This is a genomic window from Bartonella sp. MR168JLCBS (assembly GCF_042194175.1).
This window is the reverse complement of record NZ_JBHIMP010000006.1, coordinates 1-18,284: the sequence shown is the minus strand read 5'-3', so window position 1 is coordinate 18,284 and position 18,284 is coordinate 1. Positions and strand designations below refer to the sequence as shown.

29 protein-coding genes and 1 pseudogene are annotated in these 18,284 nt (G+C 40.6%); all 30 read right to left on the bottom strand.

Annotated features, from left to right (window positions below; translation table 11 throughout):
- Nucleotides 1-850: 850 nt before the first annotated feature.
- The gene (locus tag ACFIK8_RS05345) at nt 851-2,170 is read right to left on the bottom strand and encodes a replication-associated recombination protein A (RefSeq protein WP_375635848.1); all 1,320 of its coding nucleotides are present in this window, start codon (nt 2,168-2,170) and stop codon (nt 851-853) included.
- Nucleotides 2,171-2,178: 8 nt separating this feature from the next.
- The gene (locus ACFIK8_RS05340) at nt 2,179-3,573 is read right to left on the bottom strand and encodes a DegQ family serine endoprotease (protein ID WP_375635847.1); all 1,395 of its coding nucleotides are present in this window, start codon (nt 3,571-3,573) and stop codon (nt 2,179-2,181) included.
- Nucleotides 3,574-3,840: 267 nt separating this feature from the next.
- Nucleotides 3,841-4,269, bottom strand: coding sequence for a 50S ribosomal protein L17 (gene rplQ / locus ACFIK8_RS05335; protein ID WP_273788262.1), 429 nt, complete (start codon nt 4,267-4,269; stop codon nt 3,841-3,843).
- 24 nt (nt 4,270-4,293) lie between these two features.
- Nucleotides 4,294-5,307 (bottom strand): DNA-directed RNA polymerase subunit alpha, encoded by a 1,014-nt coding sequence (locus tag ACFIK8_RS05330; protein WP_015856568.1) that lies wholly within the window; start codon nt 5,305-5,307, stop codon nt 4,294-4,296.
- Between the two features lie 94 nt (nt 5,308-5,401).
- On the bottom strand, nt 5,402-5,791 hold the full coding sequence (gene rpsK / locus ACFIK8_RS05325) for a 30S ribosomal protein S11 (RefSeq protein ID WP_007347762.1): 390 nt from the start codon (nt 5,789-5,791) through the stop codon (nt 5,402-5,404).
- Nucleotides 5,792-5,905: 114 nt separating this feature from the next.
- Entirely contained in the window at nt 5,906-6,274 is a 369-nt protein-coding gene (gene rpsM, locus ACFIK8_RS05320) for a 30S ribosomal protein S13 (protein ID WP_026500557.1), read from the bottom strand.
- 181 nt (nt 6,275-6,455) lie between these two features.
- Nucleotides 6,456-7,034 (bottom strand): adenylate kinase, encoded by a 579-nt coding sequence (locus ACFIK8_RS05315; protein ID WP_375635846.1) that lies wholly within the window; start codon nt 7,032-7,034, stop codon nt 6,456-6,458.
- Nucleotides 7,031-8,377: a preprotein translocase subunit SecY gene (secY, locus tag ACFIK8_RS05310; RefSeq protein ID WP_375635926.1), complete on the bottom strand. Its 1,347-nt coding sequence runs from the start codon at nt 8,375-8,377 to the stop codon at nt 7,031-7,033. The genes ACFIK8_RS05315 and secY overlap by 4 nt, the downstream gene beginning before the upstream one ends.
- A gap of 162 nt (nt 8,378-8,539) precedes the next feature.
- On the bottom strand, nt 8,540-9,007 hold the full coding sequence (gene rplO / locus ACFIK8_RS05305) for a 50S ribosomal protein L15 (protein ID WP_015856572.1): 468 nt from the start codon (nt 9,005-9,007) through the stop codon (nt 8,540-8,542).
- A gap of 20 nt (nt 9,008-9,027) precedes the next feature.
- A complete protein-coding gene (rpmD, locus tag ACFIK8_RS05300) occupies nt 9,028-9,234 on the bottom strand; it encodes a 50S ribosomal protein L30 (RefSeq protein WP_375635845.1) in 207 nt (68 codons plus the stop codon).
- Nucleotides 9,235-9,265: 31 nt separating this feature from the next.
- Nucleotides 9,266-9,814 (bottom strand): 30S ribosomal protein S5, encoded by a 549-nt coding sequence (gene rpsE, locus ACFIK8_RS05295; protein ID WP_015856574.1) that lies wholly within the window; start codon nt 9,812-9,814, stop codon nt 9,266-9,268.
- Nucleotides 9,815-9,925: 111 nt separating this feature from the next.
- Nucleotides 9,926-10,288 carry a 50S ribosomal protein L18 gene (rplR, locus tag ACFIK8_RS05290; protein WP_375669013.1) on the bottom strand — a complete coding sequence of 121 codons (363 nt, stop codon included), beginning with the start codon at nt 10,286-10,288 and terminating at the stop codon, nt 9,926-9,928.
- A 12-nt stretch (nt 10,289-10,300) separates the two neighbouring features.
- Nucleotides 10,301-10,834: a 50S ribosomal protein L6 gene (gene rplF, locus ACFIK8_RS05285; RefSeq protein ID WP_015856576.1), complete on the bottom strand. Its 534-nt coding sequence runs from the start codon at nt 10,832-10,834 to the stop codon at nt 10,301-10,303.
- 39 nt (nt 10,835-10,873) lie between these two features.
- Nucleotides 10,874-11,272, bottom strand: coding sequence for a 30S ribosomal protein S8 (gene rpsH, locus ACFIK8_RS05280; protein WP_015856577.1), 399 nt, complete (start codon nt 11,270-11,272; stop codon nt 10,874-10,876).
- Nucleotides 11,273-11,286: 14 nt separating this feature from the next.
- The gene (rpsN, locus tag ACFIK8_RS05275) at nt 11,287-11,592 is read right to left on the bottom strand and encodes a 30S ribosomal protein S14 (RefSeq protein ID WP_005773283.1); all 306 of its coding nucleotides are present in this window, start codon (nt 11,590-11,592) and stop codon (nt 11,287-11,289) included.
- Between the two features lie 24 nt (nt 11,593-11,616).
- On the bottom strand, nt 11,617-12,174 hold the full coding sequence (gene rplE / locus ACFIK8_RS05270; protein ID WP_015856578.1) for a 50S ribosomal protein L5: 558 nt from the start codon (nt 12,172-12,174) through the stop codon (nt 11,617-11,619).
- Nucleotides 12,167-12,481, bottom strand: a complete 315-nt coding sequence (gene rplX / locus ACFIK8_RS05265) for a 50S ribosomal protein L24 (RefSeq protein WP_015856579.1) — start codon at nt 12,479-12,481, stop codon at nt 12,167-12,169. Before rplX ends, rplE begins: the two co-directional genes overlap by 8 nt.
- Before the next feature lie 12 nt (nt 12,482-12,493).
- A complete protein-coding gene (gene rplN / locus ACFIK8_RS05260) occupies nt 12,494-12,862 on the bottom strand; it encodes a 50S ribosomal protein L14 (RefSeq protein WP_004855715.1) in 369 nt (122 codons plus the stop codon).
- 144 nt (nt 12,863-13,006) lie between these two features.
- Complete coding sequence (rpsQ, locus tag ACFIK8_RS05255) at nt 13,007-13,246, bottom strand: 30S ribosomal protein S17 (protein ID WP_012231991.1); 240 nt, start codon at nt 13,244-13,246, stop codon at nt 13,007-13,009.
- Between the two features lie 11 nt (nt 13,247-13,257).
- Entirely contained in the window at nt 13,258-13,458 is a 201-nt protein-coding gene (rpmC, locus tag ACFIK8_RS05250) for a 50S ribosomal protein L29 (protein WP_273788260.1), read from the bottom strand.
- 12 nt (nt 13,459-13,470) lie between these two features.
- Nucleotides 13,471-13,884: a 50S ribosomal protein L16 gene (rplP, locus tag ACFIK8_RS05245; RefSeq protein WP_375635843.1), complete on the bottom strand. Its 414-nt coding sequence runs from the start codon at nt 13,882-13,884 to the stop codon at nt 13,471-13,473.
- Between the two features lie 36 nt (nt 13,885-13,920).
- On the bottom strand, nt 13,921-14,631 hold the full coding sequence (gene rpsC, locus ACFIK8_RS05240) for a 30S ribosomal protein S3 (RefSeq protein WP_015856582.1): 711 nt from the start codon (nt 14,629-14,631) through the stop codon (nt 13,921-13,923).
- Entirely contained in the window at nt 14,631-15,020 is a 390-nt protein-coding gene (rplV, locus tag ACFIK8_RS05235; protein ID WP_208439680.1) for a 50S ribosomal protein L22, read from the bottom strand. Before rplV ends, rpsC begins: the two co-directional genes overlap by 1 nt.
- Before the next feature lie 2 nt (nt 15,021-15,022).
- Nucleotides 15,023-15,301 (bottom strand): 30S ribosomal protein S19, encoded by a 279-nt coding sequence (gene rpsS, locus ACFIK8_RS05230; protein WP_004855734.1) that lies wholly within the window; start codon nt 15,299-15,301, stop codon nt 15,023-15,025.
- Nucleotides 15,302-15,316: 15 nt separating this feature from the next.
- Nucleotides 15,317-16,150: a 50S ribosomal protein L2 gene (gene rplB / locus ACFIK8_RS05225; RefSeq protein WP_375669012.1), complete on the bottom strand. Its 834-nt coding sequence runs from the start codon at nt 16,148-16,150 to the stop codon at nt 15,317-15,319.
- 21 nt (nt 16,151-16,171) lie between these two features.
- Nucleotides 16,172-16,465, bottom strand: a complete 294-nt coding sequence (locus ACFIK8_RS05220) for a 50S ribosomal protein L23 (protein WP_015856585.1) — start codon at nt 16,463-16,465, stop codon at nt 16,172-16,174.
- Nucleotides 16,462-17,082 carry a 50S ribosomal protein L4 gene (gene rplD / locus ACFIK8_RS05215; protein ID WP_375619912.1) on the bottom strand — a complete coding sequence of 207 codons (621 nt, stop codon included), beginning with the start codon at nt 17,080-17,082 and terminating at the stop codon, nt 16,462-16,464. Before rplD ends, ACFIK8_RS05220 begins: the two co-directional genes overlap by 4 nt.
- 2 nt (nt 17,083-17,084) lie before the next feature.
- Nucleotides 17,085-17,822, bottom strand: a complete 738-nt coding sequence (gene rplC, locus ACFIK8_RS05210) for a 50S ribosomal protein L3 (RefSeq protein ID WP_015856587.1) — start codon at nt 17,820-17,822, stop codon at nt 17,085-17,087.
- A gap of 27 nt (nt 17,823-17,849) precedes the next feature.
- Nucleotides 17,850-18,158 (bottom strand): 30S ribosomal protein S10, encoded by a 309-nt coding sequence (gene rpsJ / locus ACFIK8_RS05205; RefSeq protein ID WP_005773267.1) that lies wholly within the window; start codon nt 18,156-18,158, stop codon nt 17,850-17,852.
- A 61-nt stretch (nt 18,159-18,219) separates the two neighbouring features.
- Nucleotides 18,220-18,284: pseudogene (locus tag ACFIK8_RS05200) on the bottom strand (elongation factor Tu); the annotation flags it as partial.

The window sequence follows — 18,284 nt, the reverse complement described above, 5'->3', positions numbered from 1 at the left end:
AATAAAGAATTGGCATCGCTTATCTTATGACACAAAATAAACTCCAATAAAATAATATCCCTATGAGAGCATAGTTAACATATTTATATCTCTCTAGAAAAGGAACAATTTAAATTTAAACACAATGTTCTACAGCCCTTCTTCTTATCCCTTTGATTAAGTACTTAAGTGACTAAGAATTCTCCTGCTATTGATCACACAAAAACGCATTATCAATCAACCTCATCCCCTATCGCATCGAAGAACAAAACGCCATTGTGTTGCATATTCATGCACTTGATTTAAGAAACATCTCTCAACACCCCCAAGCTCACTTCGTGACAACACCCATGAATGCGGTATACTGTAAAGCCCTTTGGGAGCCACCATCTTTACACTAAAGAATGAGAAAGTCGGCACCATCACACTATTTATCATCCCCCAATGTTGCGACAACTCTCGGCACTTGAGACGCTTCATAAGAAGAATTTTTAGTTCTTTCTTGTACAGTTTTTATCACACGCTAATCCTGCTTATAACATGCAAGCGAATGATTTGATTGCTTCAACAAATACCAAGCTTGGAATGAGTAAAATTCACGGTATTTAGGACTTTCATTCAACTTACAAAACAGTGAGTTATCGTTATAAATCAATTATATTATTTAATAAACACCACAAAAATAAAGCAGCTTAAAAGTTGAATAACACATTTAAATTTGATAAAAAAATATGCACTTTTGAAGATATCAAAAAAAATCTCTACGAGCAATGCAATAAATATTTAAAATATAAGCTAAACTGCTCATACAATAACATAAGAGATAAAAAATAAATCCAAGATCAATAAAACATGTATTTCCACTCAAATTTTATTTTTGATCTTTACGTTTTTTGCGCAATTGTTTCCACCACTCAAGACGTTTCACAATTTCACGCTCAAAACCACGCTCAACTGGCTTATAATAACTCTGACGCCCAAGTTTTTCGGGAAAATATTCTTGTCCTGAAAAAGCGTCTGGTTCATCATGGTCATAACAATAACCATTTCCAAACCCTTCCTCCTTCATAAATTTCGTAGGAGCATTAAGAATATGCTTAGGAGGTGATAAAGAGCCATTTTTGCGCGCACAACGCAGTGCTGCTTTATACGCGAGATATGTTGCATTTGACTTTGGCGCAGTTGCAACATAAAGACATGCTTGCGCCAAAGCCAATTCTCCTTCTGGTGATCCTAAATAATCATAGGCATCTTTTGCTGCATTACAAATGACAAGAGCTTGAGGATCCGCCAAACCAACATCTTCAACGGCCATACGAACCAATCTTCGCCCAATATAGAGAGGATCTTCACCAGCATCCAACATACGTGCCAAATAATAAAGCGCAGCATCAGGATCAGATCCACGAACGGATTTATGCAACGCTGAAATGAGATTATAATGCCCATCTCGTCCTTTATCATAAATGGGCACACGACGCTGAATAACTTTTTGCAAAGCAACAACATCAAGAATCTCTCCCAATGGTGCAATAGACCAAACTTCCTCTGCCAATGTTAACGCTACCCGCGCATCACCATCAGACATCTCTATCAAAACGTCTCTGGAATCATTATCCAAAGGAAGAGTTTTTCCCTCCACTTCTTCAGCACGCCTTAAAAGCATGTCCAAACTTTCATGATCATGTGAAAGAAATGTTAAAACACGTGCACGCGAAAGAAGAGCAGCATTAAGTTCAAAAGAAGGATTTTCGGTTGTTGCACCTATAAGTACCACAGTACCTTCTTCCATCACAGGAAGAAAACTATCCTGCTGTGCACGATTAAACCGATGAATTTCATCAACAAAGAGAAGTGTTTTATCCCCAGATATAAAACGCCTCTGCGCAACTTCAAAAATCTTTTTAAGCTCAGAAACTCCTGTAAAAATAGCAGAAACCTGCTCAAACGCGAAATTTGTTTCAAGTGCTAACAAACGTGCAACGGTTGTTTTTCCCGTCCCTGGAGGTCCCCAAAAAATCATCGATCCAATTGAGCCAGTTGCCACCATACGTGAAAGCAAACCATCCTCTCCAATCAAATGCTTTTGTCCCACAACATCATTGAGAGAACAAGGGCGCATTCTTTCTGCAAGTGGCTGATTTTTATTAACTTGAAAATCAAAAGACGAAGTAAAAAAATCTTTCTTCAAAAAAAACCTCAACGAATAAATTGGCGAATATACATACCATCACGTTCATATTCCAATTGCCAAGTACGCGAACGAGCTTGCATAAGAACCTTTTTCAACTGATGAACTGTTTGAATTTTATGGCCATTTACAACACGTAGAATATCTCCTGACTGAAAAATTCCAGCTGCATTGCTCATGTCATCAAGGTTGGTAATCACAACCCCTTTTGCAGATATAGGAAGATGAAAACGTCGACTATTTTGCGGTGTTAAATCTAACACTTCAGCACCGGCAAGAGGACTGTCACCCGTGATTTTTTCAGATTTTAAAAATGCAGTTTCTGATATCGATGAAACTATTATTTGTGTTTTTAAAGTTTTTCCATTTCGTAAATATTCCAAAGCAAGACTATGCTCAACGTCAGCTGTCATCAAACGATACCCAAGACTATCTGGACTATCAACGCGTACCCCTTGCACACTCAAAATAACATCACCTACTTTCAATCCAGCTTTTTCAGCAGGACTATCTTTGATAACTTCAATAATCAGAGCACCATAGGGACGTTCTAAACCTAAACCACCAGCAATATCAGGTGTAACATTTTGAAAAGAAGCCCCAATATAAGGCGGCACAAAATATTTTCCACCGCGTTTAACAGTATCAAGCATCACTTTTACAAGATTAACTGGAATAGCAAAACCAATCCCTACAGAACCACCGGAACGCGAATAAATAGCTGTATTAATTCCGATTAATTGACCTTTCATATCAATTAAAGCGCCACCAGAATTCCCTGGATTAATGGCAGCGTCTGTTTGAATAAAAAAGTCAAAATCAGAAATCCCAACACGTGTACGCGCTTGCGCTGAAACAATACCACTTGTAACTGTTTGACCAACACCAAAAGGATTACCAATAGCAAGAACAAGATCACCAACTTCAACAGCATCAGAATTTCCCAAAGAAAGAACAGGGAATTGAGCATCTTTTTCCTCAACTTCAAGAATTGCAATATCAGTTGCTTCATCTTTGAGCACGATCTTACTCTCAAACTCCCGCCCATCAGAAAAAGCCACTTTAATTTCGCTTGCATCTTTAATGACATGGTAATTTGTAACAATCAAACCACGTGCATCAACAATCACCCCTGATCCTAATGACGATTGCTTGCGAACAGGAAAATTATTTTGAAAACGACCAAAAAACTGCTCAAAAAATGGATCCCCTTCAAAAGGTGAGCGTGCTCTAATTTGTCGAGCTGCATAAATATTTACAACAGATGGAACTGTCTTTTTAACTAAAGGAGCAAATGAAAGAGTGATTTCTGTTTGTGTTTGAGGTACATGAGCATATACATGATCAAATGATATCTGCATCATAATTGCAAAAAAAATCCGCACCCAAAAAGAATATCTCATAATCCACTCCTTATAAAATCAGCACATTCTGTTGAAGATTAATAGAATAAAAAAACTCATCCCCGCAAATTAAGGATCTCTATTAATATTTCATAATAGAGAATAAAAACAACCTATTTGAACAATAAATATTATAAAAATAAGATAATTCAATGTCCTATAATTTTCTCTCTGCACCTATTTCTCAACTAAAACAAACTTAAAAATGCTCACAAAAAAACCGCCTAAGACAAGGCGGCCTTTAAAAATCCAACAGAGTAAAAAACTTTACGAAGATGTCCTCTTTTCATTCTCAGAAGCCTCCATGCGAGCACGATCCCCAGCACCCTTCGCTTCAACATCACGATCAACAAATTCTATAACAGCCATGGGCGCATTATCACCGGTACGAAACCCCGCTTTCATAATACGCAAATATCCACCGTTGCGTGATGCATAACGTGGCGCAAGCGTATCAAATAATTTTGCAACCTTTCCTGCATCACGAAGTGCTGCAATTGCTTGCCGACGCGCATGCAAACCACCACGCTTACCAAGAGTAACGAGTTTTTCAACAATAGGACGAATTTCCTTAGCCTTTGGAAGCGTTGTCACAATCTGCTCATGCTCGATCAACGAAGTTGCCATATTTGCAAACATCGCTTTACGGTGACTGGCAGTACGATTCAACTTGCGTCCTGACTTACTGTGGCGCATAAGCCCTCTCCTTAAATTCTAATTTTAATATTGATCTTCATAACGTTTTGCAAGATCATCAATGTTTTCAGGTGGCCACGCAGGAATTTCCATCCCAAGATGTAACCCCATACATGCCAAAACTTCTTTAATCTCATTCAACGATTTGCGACCAAAATTCGGTGTCCGAAGCATTTCAGATTCTGTTTTTTGAATAAGATCACCAATATAGACAATATTATCATTCTTAAGACAATTTGCCGAACGAACTGAAAGTTCTAATTCATCCACTTTTTTGAGAAGAGCAGGATTAAAAGAAAGCTCAGAATCAGCCTCTTCAACAGGCTCCTTCTGTGGCTCTTCAAAGTTAATAAATAACGATAATTGATCCTGAAGAATGCGTGCTGCAAAAGCAACAGCATCCTCTCCATTAACCGCACCATTCGTTTCAATCGTTAAGGTCAATTTATCATAATCCAAAACTTGACCTTCACGCGTATTTTCCACTTTATAAGACACTTTACGAATTGGTGAATAAAGACTATCAATTGGAATAAGTCCTATACGTGCATCATCAACACAATTACGATCAGATGGAACATACCCCTTCCCTGTGTTGACAATAAATTCCATACGAATTTCAGCATCTTCATCAAGAGTACAAATAACATGATCTGGATTTAGAATTTCCATATCCCCAACGGTACTGATATCTCCCGCTTTCACGACACCAGGCCCCTCTTTATAAACAACGACACGTTTAGGACCTTCTTCTTCCATACGAAGCGCAATTTCTTTTATATTCAGAATAATATCCGTAACATCCTCACGCACACCTGGAATCGATGAAAATTCATGTAAGACACCGTCAATCTGCACAGCAGTAATAGCAGCACCACGAAGAGAAGATAACAACACGCGACGAAGTGCATTTCCTAACGTTAAGCCAAAACCCCGCTCAAGAGGTTCAGCGATCACACTTATAACATTTGGATTATCATGCGCACATGATTCAACCTTATTGGGTTTAATAAGTTCCTGCCAGTTTTTCTGGATCATATTTTTATTCCCGTTCTTTAGTTCCGTTACCATTCAATCGTAACGACCAATGTGAACATCAGAGAAATCTCCGACAACAAAAAACAACACCCAATTAAACACGCCGCCTTTTCCGCGGACGACATCCATTATGAGGAATTGGTGTTACATCACGAATAGAAGTAATGACAAAACCAACAGATTGCAATGCACGTAGAGCAGATTCACGCCCTGATCCAGGTCCACAAACTTCAACTTCCAAAGAACGCATACCATGCTCTTGCGCTTTTCTTGCACAATCCTCCGCAGCAACTTGAGCAGCAAAAGGTGTCGATTTACGCGCACCTTTAAACCCCTGAGCCCCCGCAGATGACCAAGCAATTGCATTACCCTGAGCATCAGTAATAGTAATCATTGTGTTATTAAATGTTGAATTAATATGCACAACACCCGATGAAATATTTTTACGTTCGCGACGACGAACACGTGTGGCTTCCTTGGCCATAATTTCCCTTTCAACGATCTCATCACTGCCGTAACATCAGCAGCTCCACCTTCTTTTCCTTGTCAAAACAATCAAACAAGAAACAGAATATATAAAAACCTTCCAAAAAGGCTCTTATTTCTTTTTACCGGCAATTGCCTTAGCTGGTCCTTTACGCGTACGAGCATTTGTATGTGTACGCTGCCCTCGGACAGGCAAAGACCGGCGATGACGCAATCCTCGATAACAACCAAGGTCCATCAAACGTTTAACATTCATAGCAACCTCACGACGAAGATCACCTTCAACTTGATAGCCTTGATCTATCGCCTCACGAATCTGCAGCACCTCAGCATCTGAAAGCTCATGCACACGACGCCCCAAGGGAATGCCAACTCTTTCAATAATTTCTTGAGCAAATTTTGGTCCAATCCCGTGGATATATTGAAGCGCAATAATTACACGCTTATTTGTCGGGATATTGACGCCAGCAATACGAGCCACGCCTACTCTCCTTAGTTATTTTGACAAATTGTTATAAAATACCTGATATACCTTACAGAAAAAAATAGACTCAGAAAAAAATTCTTCCGAATCCTATTATTTCACTAAAATAAATTAAATTTATTTGTTATAGATTTCATCTCAAAAGTCAACTCTTTTCATTTATTCCTAAAAAAAAATCTCATGAAAGAAAACCTCTAATCATGCGTGTCACTTCAGTAATACCAATCATTCCATCAATGACCCTCAACATTCCCCTCTCTGAATAAAATTTTGATAAGGGAGCGGTTTTTTCACGATATTCTACTAATCTTTTTGTAAAAGCAACAGGATTGTCATCTAAACGAACCTGTCCACCAGCCGCTATTGTTTCCTCAACGCGCTTCTTCATACGTTCAATCAACACGTCTTCATCAACACACAACTCAATAACAGCATCAAGCCGCATATTTTTTGACTGCAAAATCCGTTGTAACGCTTCTGCCTGCCCCACAGTTCGAGGATATCCATCCAAAACAAAACCGTTTACACAATCAGTTTCATCAATCCGATCTGATACGATTTGGTTAACAATATTATCATGAACCAAAGCACCAGAACTTATAATAGCTTTAGCTTTTTTACCAATCTCCGTTTCTTTGGCAATCACCTCACGCAACATATCCCCTGTTGATAAATGAGGAATGTTATATTCCTCAGTCAACATTTTTGCTTGCGTACCTTTTCCCGCTCCAGGAGGACCTAAAAGAATAACTCTCATCGATTCCTTCTACCTCCACGAAGTTTTGATTTTTTTATCAACCCTTCATATTGGTGGGCAACAAGATACCCCTGAATTTGAGCAACCGTATCAAGCGTAACAGTAACAACAATCAACAAGGATGTTCCCCCAAGATAAAAAGGAACCTGCAATGCAGATATCATAAATTCAGGTAACAAACAAACCAAGATAATATAAACAGCGCCCACAACAGTAATACGCGTCAAAACGTAATCAATATACTCGGCTGTACGCTCACCTGGACGAATCCCTGGAATAAAACCAGAATGCTTTTTCAACTGATCTGCAGTATCACTTGGATTAAACACAATAGCTGTATAAAAAAAGCAAAAAAACGCCATTAAAAATGCATAAACAATCATATAAAGTGGCTGTCCATGACCAAGAGCATAGGAAATCGACTGAACCCATTGTGGCATTTTATCAGAAAAATTATTAATAGTGGCAGGTAATAATAATAAAGAGGAAGCAAAAATAGGTGGAATAACACCAGCAGTATTCAACTTTAAAGGAAGATGCGACATATCTCCTTGAAACATTTGATTCCCGACCTGACGTTTTGGATACTGGATAAGAATTCGCCGTTGCGCACGCTCTATAAAAACAATAAGCCCAATAACCAAAACAGCAATAAGAACGATTCCTATTAAAAGAAAAGTTGATAAATCAGCCTGACTATGAGCTGTCAAAAGCTGAGCAAAAGTAGAAGGGAAATTGGCTACAATCCCTGTAAAAATGATAAGAGAAACCCCATTACCAACACCACGTGACGTAATTTGCTCGCCAAGCCACATGAGAAACATCGTTCCGCCAACAAGGGTAATAACAGAAGAAATACGAAACATAAGACCTGGTTCTAAAACAATTTGAAGCCCCGTCCCTATACCGCTTTCAAGCGCAACCGCAATACCAAAAGCTTGTAGAATCGCCAATACTACTGTTACATAACGCGTATATTGATTGATAATCTTACGACCTAATTCCCCTTCTTTTTTAAGAGTTTCCAAAGAAGGAATAATAGATGTTAACAATTGCACAATAATAGATGCCGATATATAAGGCATGATACCTAGCGCAAAAATAGCCATACGCCCAACGGCACCCCCAGCAAACATATTAAAGAGTCCTAATACACCCGACGCGTGATGTTCGAATGTTTGCCGTAAAGCATCGATATTAATACCTGGAAGAGAGATGTAAGTGCCAAAGCGATATACAAGAAGCGCTGCCAGAGTAAACCAGATGCGTTTCTTTAATTCAGTTGCACGAGAAAAGGTACCGAAGTTTATATTGGAAGCAAATTGCTCTGCTGCTGATGCCATAAAACGTCTCCACTTCACTACTCCAGTTCTTTAAATCACAGAAGTATAACCCTAAAATTCATATATGCATACACAAATAAATGCAGAACTTAAAAAACTCTCCACAAAAAATCCCACAGAACAGATGTAACTCTTCTTTAGGTCTCTACTCATATTAAAAAATTATTGAGCAATATCAGGAAAAATAACCTGACCACCCACTTTTTCAATCTTAACACGAGCAGCTTGTGAAGCACCAGAAACATGAAAGGTAATCTTAGCCTTCAAATCACCATCAGAAAGAAGACGAACCCCATCTTTTTCACGACGAATAATACCAGCTTCTTTCAAAGCAATCATATCAACAGGCTTTTCAATATTCAACTTACCTGCATCAACTGCCAACTGAATACGTCCTAGTGAAACTTCATTGTAGGTTTTGGCAAAGAAATTTCTAAATCCACGTTTTGGCAAACGACGATAGATAGGCATTTGCCCACCTTCAAAACCATTAAGGGAAACACCAGAGCGCGACTTTTGCCCTTTTACACCACGACCACCAGTCTTACCCGTACCGGAACCAATACCACGCCCAACACGCTTACGATTTTTTGTTGCGCCTTCACAATCACGCAGTTCATTGAGTTTCATATCTAATACTCCCGCAACCCTTAACCTTCATCTATAACGCGAACAAGATGCCGAACCTGAGCAATCATACCCCGCACACAAAGTGTATCATCTAAAACGCGCCGACGACGCATTTTATTTAGTCCAAGCCCCTTTAAGGTTGCACGCTGAATCTGTGAGTTTCGAATAGGGCTTCCAATTTGCTCCACCGTGATAGTTTTACCACTCCGAGATTTTTTCTGAACCATTTCCTAATTCCTTTTCTGATAATCTCAGAAACTATCCTTCTAGGTCAACTAAATGGCGACGACGCGCCTGCAAAGTCGAATATTTTATACCACGTTGAGCAGCAATATCTCTAGGATGCATTTGATGTTTCAATGCATCAAATGTTGCACGAACCATGTTATAAGGATTAGACGATCCCAATGATTTTGCAACGACATCCTGCATACCAAGAGCTTCAAAAATAGCACGCATCGGTCCCCCAGCAATAATACCAGTACCAGCAGAAGCCGAACGTAGTAAAACACGCCCAGCTCCGTGACGCCCTTCAAGATCATGGTGCAATGTACGTCCAGACCGAAGCGGAACATAAATCATCCCACGTTTTGCAGATTCCGTTGCTTTACGAACGGCTTCTGGAACTTCACGGGCTTTACCATGTCCAAAACCTACACGCCCTTTTTGATCTCCAACAACAACAAGAGCAGCAAAACCAAAACGCCGACCACCCTTTACAACTTTAGCAACACGATTGATATGAACTAGCCTATCGACAAACTCATTATCGCGTTCTTCTCTCTCACCACGTTCTTTTTGTGCCATTCCTCATTCCTTTTTCTTTTCCGGAAGCACGATAACAAAGTCCCTCATCAAACTGGAAGAACTTAAACGAAATACTCTAAACTCTCCTTACTCACTCACAAATAAGAAATTTTAGAAATTCAAACCACCTTCACGAGCAGCTTCAGCTAAAGCCTTGACTCGACCATGATACACATACGCTCCACGATCAAAAACCACTTCATTAACACCCGCTTGCTTCGCACGCTCAGCAATTAACTTACCAACAGCAAAAGCTGCTTTTTTATCAGCACCACTCTTTAACGACTTTTTTAAATCACTTTCAAGAGTAGAGGCTGAAACAAGTGTACATCCCCGCAAATCATCGATAACTTGAGCATAAATGTTCTGATTTGAACGATAAATACTAAGCCGAGGACGATCATGAGAAACCACTTTAATTCTACGACGAACACGCCTTGCACGACGTTGGATAATGTCCTTAGATGAAACCATAATACAAAATCCTTATTTCTTTTTACCTTCTTTACGGAAGATACGTTCATCTGCATGCTTAACACCTTTACCTTTATAAGGCTCAGGTCTACGATACTCACGAATCTCCGCTGCAACTTGTCCAACTTGCTGTTTATCAATTCCAGAAACAACAATTTCTGTCGGCTTAGGAACAGTTACAGTAACACCCGATGGAACTTTATAAACCACATCATGGGAAAAGCCTAGAGATAGTTGGACATCCTTACCCTGCAAAGCAGCACGATAACCAACCCCATTAATCTCCAACCTCTTTTCAAAACCATCCTTCACACCACAAAAAATGTTCTCAATCATTGAGCGCGACATACCCCATTTAGAACGCGCATCTTTTGACTGATCCCGCGGCATAACTGATATGATATTTTCCTCAAACTTGACTAAGACTTCATCATTGACGACGTAGCTCAGCTCACCTTTTGGACCTTTTGCCTTAACCAGCTGACCTTCAACAGTAGCAGTAACTCCAGAAGGAATTGAAATGGGTTTCTTTCCAATACGAGACATTGTTCTAACCTACTTTTTCTTCCGTTTTCTTGACATAACTTAGAAAACACGACAAAGGAGTTCTCCACCAACATTCTGTTCACGCGCCTCATGATCTGCCATGACGCCTTTAGGAGTCGATAAAATCGAAATACCAAGACCATTTGCCACCTGTGGAAGTGACTTAGCAGAAACATACACACGACGACCTGGCTTTGATACACGTGAAATCTCACGAATAGCAGCCAGCCCTTCAAAATACTTCAATTCGATTTCAATTTCAGCTTTCCCATCACCTAAATCAATTTGATTATATCCACGAATATAACCTTCCGACTGAAGAACATCAAGAACGTGCGCACGAAGCTTCGAAGCTGGAGTAACTACTTTACCTTTTTTACGACCAAGTGCATTACGAATACGTGTTAACATATCACCAAGAGGATCTGACATAGACATTAAATAATCTCCTCTTACCAACTAGACTTTACAATACCAGGAATATGGCCAATAGAGCCAAGCTCACGCAACGCAATTCGCGACATTTTTAATTTACGATAATAAGCCCGCGGACGACCTGAAACCTCACAGCGATTACGAATACGAACTTTCGAAGAATTACGCGGCAACTCTGCCAACTGAACAGAAGCTTTAAAACGTTCTTCAAGAGAAACCTTCTGATCCATAACTATTGCTTTCAAACGTGCACGACGGGCAGCATAACGCTTTACCATCACCTCACGACGCTTATTTTTTTCAACGGCACTTACTTTGGCCATACTTTCACCTCACTATGTCTGCCGTTACGAACGAAAAGGAAAATTAAAAGCACGCAATAACTCACGAGCCTCATCATCCGTTTTTGCTGTCGTACAAACAATAATATCCATGCCCCAAATTTGATCAACTTTATCATAGTTGATTTCTGGAAACACAATGTGTTCTTTAATACCCATAGCAAAATTGCCACGACCATCAAAACTCTTTGGATTCAAACCACGAAAGTCACGAACCCTCGGAAGAGCAATCGTAACAAGACGATCTAAAAACTCAAACATACGATCTTTACGCAATGTAACTTTAGCCCCAAGAGGCATTCCTTCACGAACCTTAAAGGTCGCAATAGAATTACGCGCACGTGTAACAACAGCCTTCTGACCTGTTATGAGCCCTAAATCCTCAGCAGCAAGGGAAGGCTTCTTCGAATCAGCAGTTGCTTCACCTATCCCCATATTTATTACAATTTTATCAATCCGCGGAATTTGCATCGCATTTCTGTAATTAAACTTCTCTTGAAGCGCTTTACGAATCACTTCAAAATAATGCGCTTTCATACGCGGTATTTGTCTTTCCTCAGCCATTAATCAACTCTCCCGAACGCTTGGCAAAACGCACTTTATTACCATCTGCATTCATACGAAAGCCTACACGTGTAGGCTTACCATCTTTAGGATCAGCAATCGCCAAATTAGACAGATGAATCGGAGCTTCTTTAGAAATAATTCCAGCTTCTTGCTTCTGCGTTTGACGTTGATGACGTTTAATCATATTAATCCCACGAACAAAAGCCTTATTCTCTTTTGGACTAACCTTAATTACCTCACCACTACATCCTTTATCCTTACCGGATAAAACAACAACTTTATCACCTTTTCGAATCTTCTGCATAACATTTACTCCTTACAGAACTTCAGGAGCGAGCGAGATGATCTTCATATGATTCCTACCACGCAATTCGCGGGGAACAGGTCCAAAGATACGAGTACCGATCGGCTCTTTTTTATTATCCACTAAAACCGCAGCATTACTATCAAAACGAATGACACTACCATCTGCGCGACGAATATCCTTAGCAGTACGAACCACAACAGCTTTCATAACATCACCTTTTTTAACACGGCCACGAGGAATAGCATCCTTAACCGAAACAACAATAATGTCACCGACCGAAGCATATTTCCGCTTTGAACCGCCTAACACCTTGATGCACATGACACGACGAGCACCAGAATTATCAGCAACGTCGAGGTTTGTTTGCATCTGAATCATGACTGGCCACCTTCTCTTAACACATATATCCGATTGTACCTTTTATACACTCGGATTTGCCTGCCAAATAACGATAAAGTCATCGCCTTTAAATTTATCAATGATAAAAACACTGTTAAATTCTAAAACAATAAACTTAACTCATTACGCTACATTGTCTTTTACAACAATCCAACATTTATCTTTCGAAATTGGTCTAGATTCTTGAATAGAAACTTGATCCCCAATCTTGAATTGGTTGTTTTCGTCATGCGCTTTATAATTTTTGGACTGCCGAACAGTCTTCTTAAGAAGCGGATGAGAATAACGGCGCTCAACTTTGACAACAACAGTCTTATCACTTTTGTCGCTAATAACAACACCCTGCAAAACGCGTTTAGGCATCTCTCATTTCCTTAAACCTTACTTTCACTTACCTTTTGACGAAGAAAAGTTTTAATACGCGCAATATCACGACGAACTTGTCTAACACGCGCAGTCTTTTCTAATTGACCTGTTGCTTTTTGAAAACGCAAATTAAATTGCTCTTTCTTTAACTTAGCCAATTCATCTTTCATTTGATCGAGCGTTTGCGCCCGTAATTCTGTGGCTTTCATCGCTTAACCTCATTATTCAGCAATACGCTGGATGAAACGCGTTTTTATAGGCAACTTTGCAGCACCCAATCTTAGTGCTTCACGTGCAACATCCTCAGGAACTCCATCAAGCTCAAACATGATGCGTCCAGGAGAAACACGTGCAGCCCAATAATCGACACTTCCCTTACCTTTACCCATACGAACTTCAGTCGGTTTAGACGTAACCGGAAGATCTGGAAAAATGCGAATCCACACACGACCAGAACGCTTCATATAACGCGTAATCGCACGGCGCGCCGCTTCAATTTGACGAGCAGTAATCCGCTCCGGCTCAACAGCCTTCAAACCGTAGGCACCGAAATTCAAATCCGTACCACCCTTCGCAACACCGTGAATACGGCCCTTGAACTGTTTACGGAACTTTGTGCGCTTTGGCTGCAACATTGTTCTCTACTCCAAATTTTAGTTCAATCTCAAAAACTAAGCATTTTCACGGCGACGATTCGATGAAGAACCAGATTGATCAACTTCCGTAGCACGACGTTCTGAAGCCATCGGATCATGCTCAAGAATCTCACCCTTAAAGACCCAAACTTTAATACCACAAATACCATAAGCGGTCTTAGCTTCTGCTGTACCGTAATCAACATCAGAACGCAAGGTATGAAGTGGAACACGACCTTCACGATACCATTCCATACGAGCAATTTCAGCACCACCAAGACGGCCAGAACAATTGATACGAATACCTTCCGCACCAAGACGCATAGCAGACTGAACAGCACGCTTCATTGCACGACGAAAAGCAACACGACGCTCTAACTGTTGAGCAATTGATTGCGCAATAATCGTGGCATCAATCTCCGGTTTACGAATCTCCACAATATTTAATGAAGTTTCAGCATCCGTCATTTCTGAGAGCTTACGACGAAGCTTTTCGATATCAGCACCCTTTTTACCAATAATCAAACCAGGACGTGCAGAATGAATCGTAATACGACACTTCTTATGAGGACGCTCAATAACAACCTTCGAAATAGCCGCCTGTTTAAGCTCCTCCAGCACATATGAACGAATTTTCAAATCTTCATGAAGAAGGCGCCCATATTCACCACTATCAGCATACCAACGAGAATCCCAAGTCCGATTAACACCAAGACGAAGTCCTATTGGATTGATCTTCTGACCCATTACGCGGCCTCCACTTTTTCGGTAACTTCACGAACAATAACAGTAAGATGCGAAAATGGACGTTCAATTCTACTAGCACGCCCTCGACCACGAACATGAAAGCGCTTCATCACTATCGACTTACCAACATAAGCTTCCGCCACAATAAGCGAATCAATATCAAGATCGTGGTTATTCTCTGCATTTGCAATTGCTGATTCAAGCGTTTTTTTCACAGTAGCAGCAATACGCTTGCGTGAAAACATCAAATCAGCGAGTGCTACATTAACTCTTTTACCACGAATCATTGCAGCAACTAAATTAAGCTTCTGCGGACTAACACGAATTGTCCGCGTGACAGCTCTTGCTTCATTATCTCTAAGCTGGCGCGAAACTTTAGCTTTTCCCATTCCTACTTCCTCTTCGCTTTTTTATCGGCACCATGACCATAATAAGTCCGGGTAGGAGCGAACTCACCAAACTTATGTCCAACCATCTCTTCAGAAACAGAAACAGGAATATGCTTATTACCGTTGTAAACACCAAAAGTTAAACCAACAAATTGCGGTAAAATAGTAGAGCGACGACTCCATATTTTTATAACTTCATTGCGCCCACTTGCACGTACCTTCTCTGCTTTACCAAGAAGATAGCCGTCAACAAACGGACCTTTCCACACTGAACGAACCACTTCAGACTACCTTTCTCATTTCTTGCGTTGATGACGCGTACGCATAATAAATTTATCAGTGGCTTTATTGGAGCGCGTACGCTTACCTTTCGTAGGCTTACCCCAAGGAGATACTGGATGGCGCCCCCCCGATGTACGACCTTCACCACCACCGTGCGGATGATCAACGGGGTTCATAGCAACACCACGAACATGTGGACGTTTACCACGCCAACGTGACCGACCTGCCTTACCATCATTAATATTCCCATGATCAGGATTTGAAACAGCACCAACAGTTGCAAAACAGCTACCAGGAACCAAACGCTGTTCACCAGAATTTAAACGAAGAATAGCCATACCATGATCTCGTCCAACCAACTGCGCATAAGTACCCGCTGAACGTGCAATCTGCCCCCCTTTTCCTGGCTTCATCTCAACATTATGAATAATTGTACCTACGGGCATATTAGCAAGAGGCATAGCATTACCTGGTTTAACATCCACATTTAAACCAGCCATAACAGAATCACCAACCGCAAGACGCTGTGGCGCAAGAATATAACTCATTTGCCCGTCCTCATAGCGAATTAAAGCAATAAAAGCAGTACGGTTAGGATCATATTCTAAACGCTCAACCTTTGCTGAAACATCACGTTTAAGACGCTTAAAATCGACAAACCGATAACTACGTTTATGTCCACCACCCTGAAAACGAGCAGTAACACGACCGCGATTATTACGTCCACCCTTTGAAGACAAACCTTCAGTCAACATCTTTATAGGTTTTCCCTTATAAAGACAAGAACGTTCCACAATAACAAGCTGACGCTGCCCAGGTGTCGTTGGATTAAATTGCTTAAGTGCCATTATTCCTATCTCCGAGCCTCTTTAAAGACCTGTCGAAACGTCGATAGTCTGACCATTGGCCAGAGTTACGATCGCTTTTTTGACATCACTTTGCCGACCAACTATACCTTTGAAACGCTTCACTTTACCCTTACGGACTATCGTGTTAACTGCTTTAACTTTTACGCTAAAAAGCGCTTCAATAGCAGCCTTAATCTCAGGCTTCGTCGCTTTCGGCGCGACATTAAAAGCAACTTGATTATATTCAGAAATCATAGTCGACTTTTCAGTAATAACTGGACTAATAATTATATCATAATGGCGAAGATCTGTCATTTAAAACGCTCCTCAAGAGCCTCAACAGCTGCCTTTGATAAAACAAGTTTGCTGCGACGCAAAATATCATAAACATTAATTCCCTGAATAGGCAAAATATCAATATTAGGGATATTAGAGACTGCACGAAAAAAGTTAATATCAATCTCTTTACCACCAATCAAGAGAGCGTTATTAAATCCAAGCTTAGAAAAATGAGAAACAAGCATTTTCGTTTTCGCATCCTTAACAGTCAACTCATCCACAATAATTAAGTCTTTTGCTTTTAATTTTGCAGATAAAGCAAAACGTAACCCAAGAGCACGAATCTTTTTAGGAAGATCATGCGCATGGCTACGAACCACCGGTCCATGTGCCTTACCCCCACCTCTAAACTGCGGTGCACGGGCAGATGAATGTCGAGCACGCCCAGTTCCTTTTTGCTTAAACATTTTTGCCCCTGTTCGCGACACATCAGAACGACCTTGGGATTGATGACTCCCCTGCTGACGACGTGCAAGCTGCCAACGAACAACACGTTGCAAAATATCCTCACGTGGAACAAGATCAAAAATAGCTTCAGAAACCTTTAATTTGCCAGCTTCATTACCATCAAGAGTTTTAATTACAAGATCCATTATTAGGCTCCCTCAACTTCAGAGGTTTCCGTCACCGGAGTAACCATTTCCGTTTTCTCCTTCACAAGACGGCGAATACCAGCAGGCTTTGGAGCATTATCAGGAAGACGCTTCTTCACAGCATCCCGTACCAAAATCCAAGAACCTTTAGAACCAGAAACAGCACCACGTACTAAAATTAAACCACGTTCACTATCCGTGGAAATAACTTCAATATTCTGTGTTGTTACACGCACTTGCCCCATATGGCCAGCCATTTTTTTACCTTTAAAAACTTTACCAGGATCTTGACACTGCCCTGTAGAACCATGAGCACGATGTGTAATCGAATTACCATGGGAAGCACGATGCCCACCAAAGTTATGCCGTTTCATAACACCAGCAAACCCCTTACCAATACTGGTACCAGTCACATCAACTCTTTGTCCTGGAACAAAATGTTCCACCGTAATCTCAGTACCAACATCAAGAAGATTGTCGGGACTCACACGAAACTCTGCTATTTTAGCTTTAGGCTCAACAGAAGCCTTAGCAAAATGTCCACGAAGAGCTTGTGAAGTATTCTTAACCTTAGCAAAGCCTACACCTAATTGAACAGCAGTATAACCATTCTTTTCAACTGTACGCTGAGCAACGACTTGACAATTCTCCAAACGAAGTACGGTCACCGGCACATGTTCACCAGCATCATTATAAATACGGGTCATGCCCAGCTTCTGTGCTATTACACCTGAACGCATCGGGTCTGTTCCTTCTGTCCTCAAACCTCAGAGCTTAATTTCTACATCCACACCAGCAGAAAGATCGAGCTTCATAAGCGCATCCACTGTTTGCGGCGTTGGATCAACAATATCAAGAAGACGCTTATGTGTTCGCATCTCAAACTGCTCACGACTCTTCTTATCGATATGCGGTCCACGATTGACCGTAAACTTCTCAATCCGCGTCGGAAGCGGAATGGGACCACGGACATTTGCACCGGTACGTTTAGCAGTCGATACAATCTCACGCGTCGACGTATCAAGAATTCTATGATCAAACGCTTTTAAGCGAATGCGAATATTTTGACTGTTCATGCTCTTTATTTCCCTGTTATACAAAGTGCCTTCAATAATGAAAGCACTCAACAAGCATTATTTATTCAATGATCTTAGAGACGATACCGGCACCAACAGTACGACCACCTTCACGAATAGCAAAAC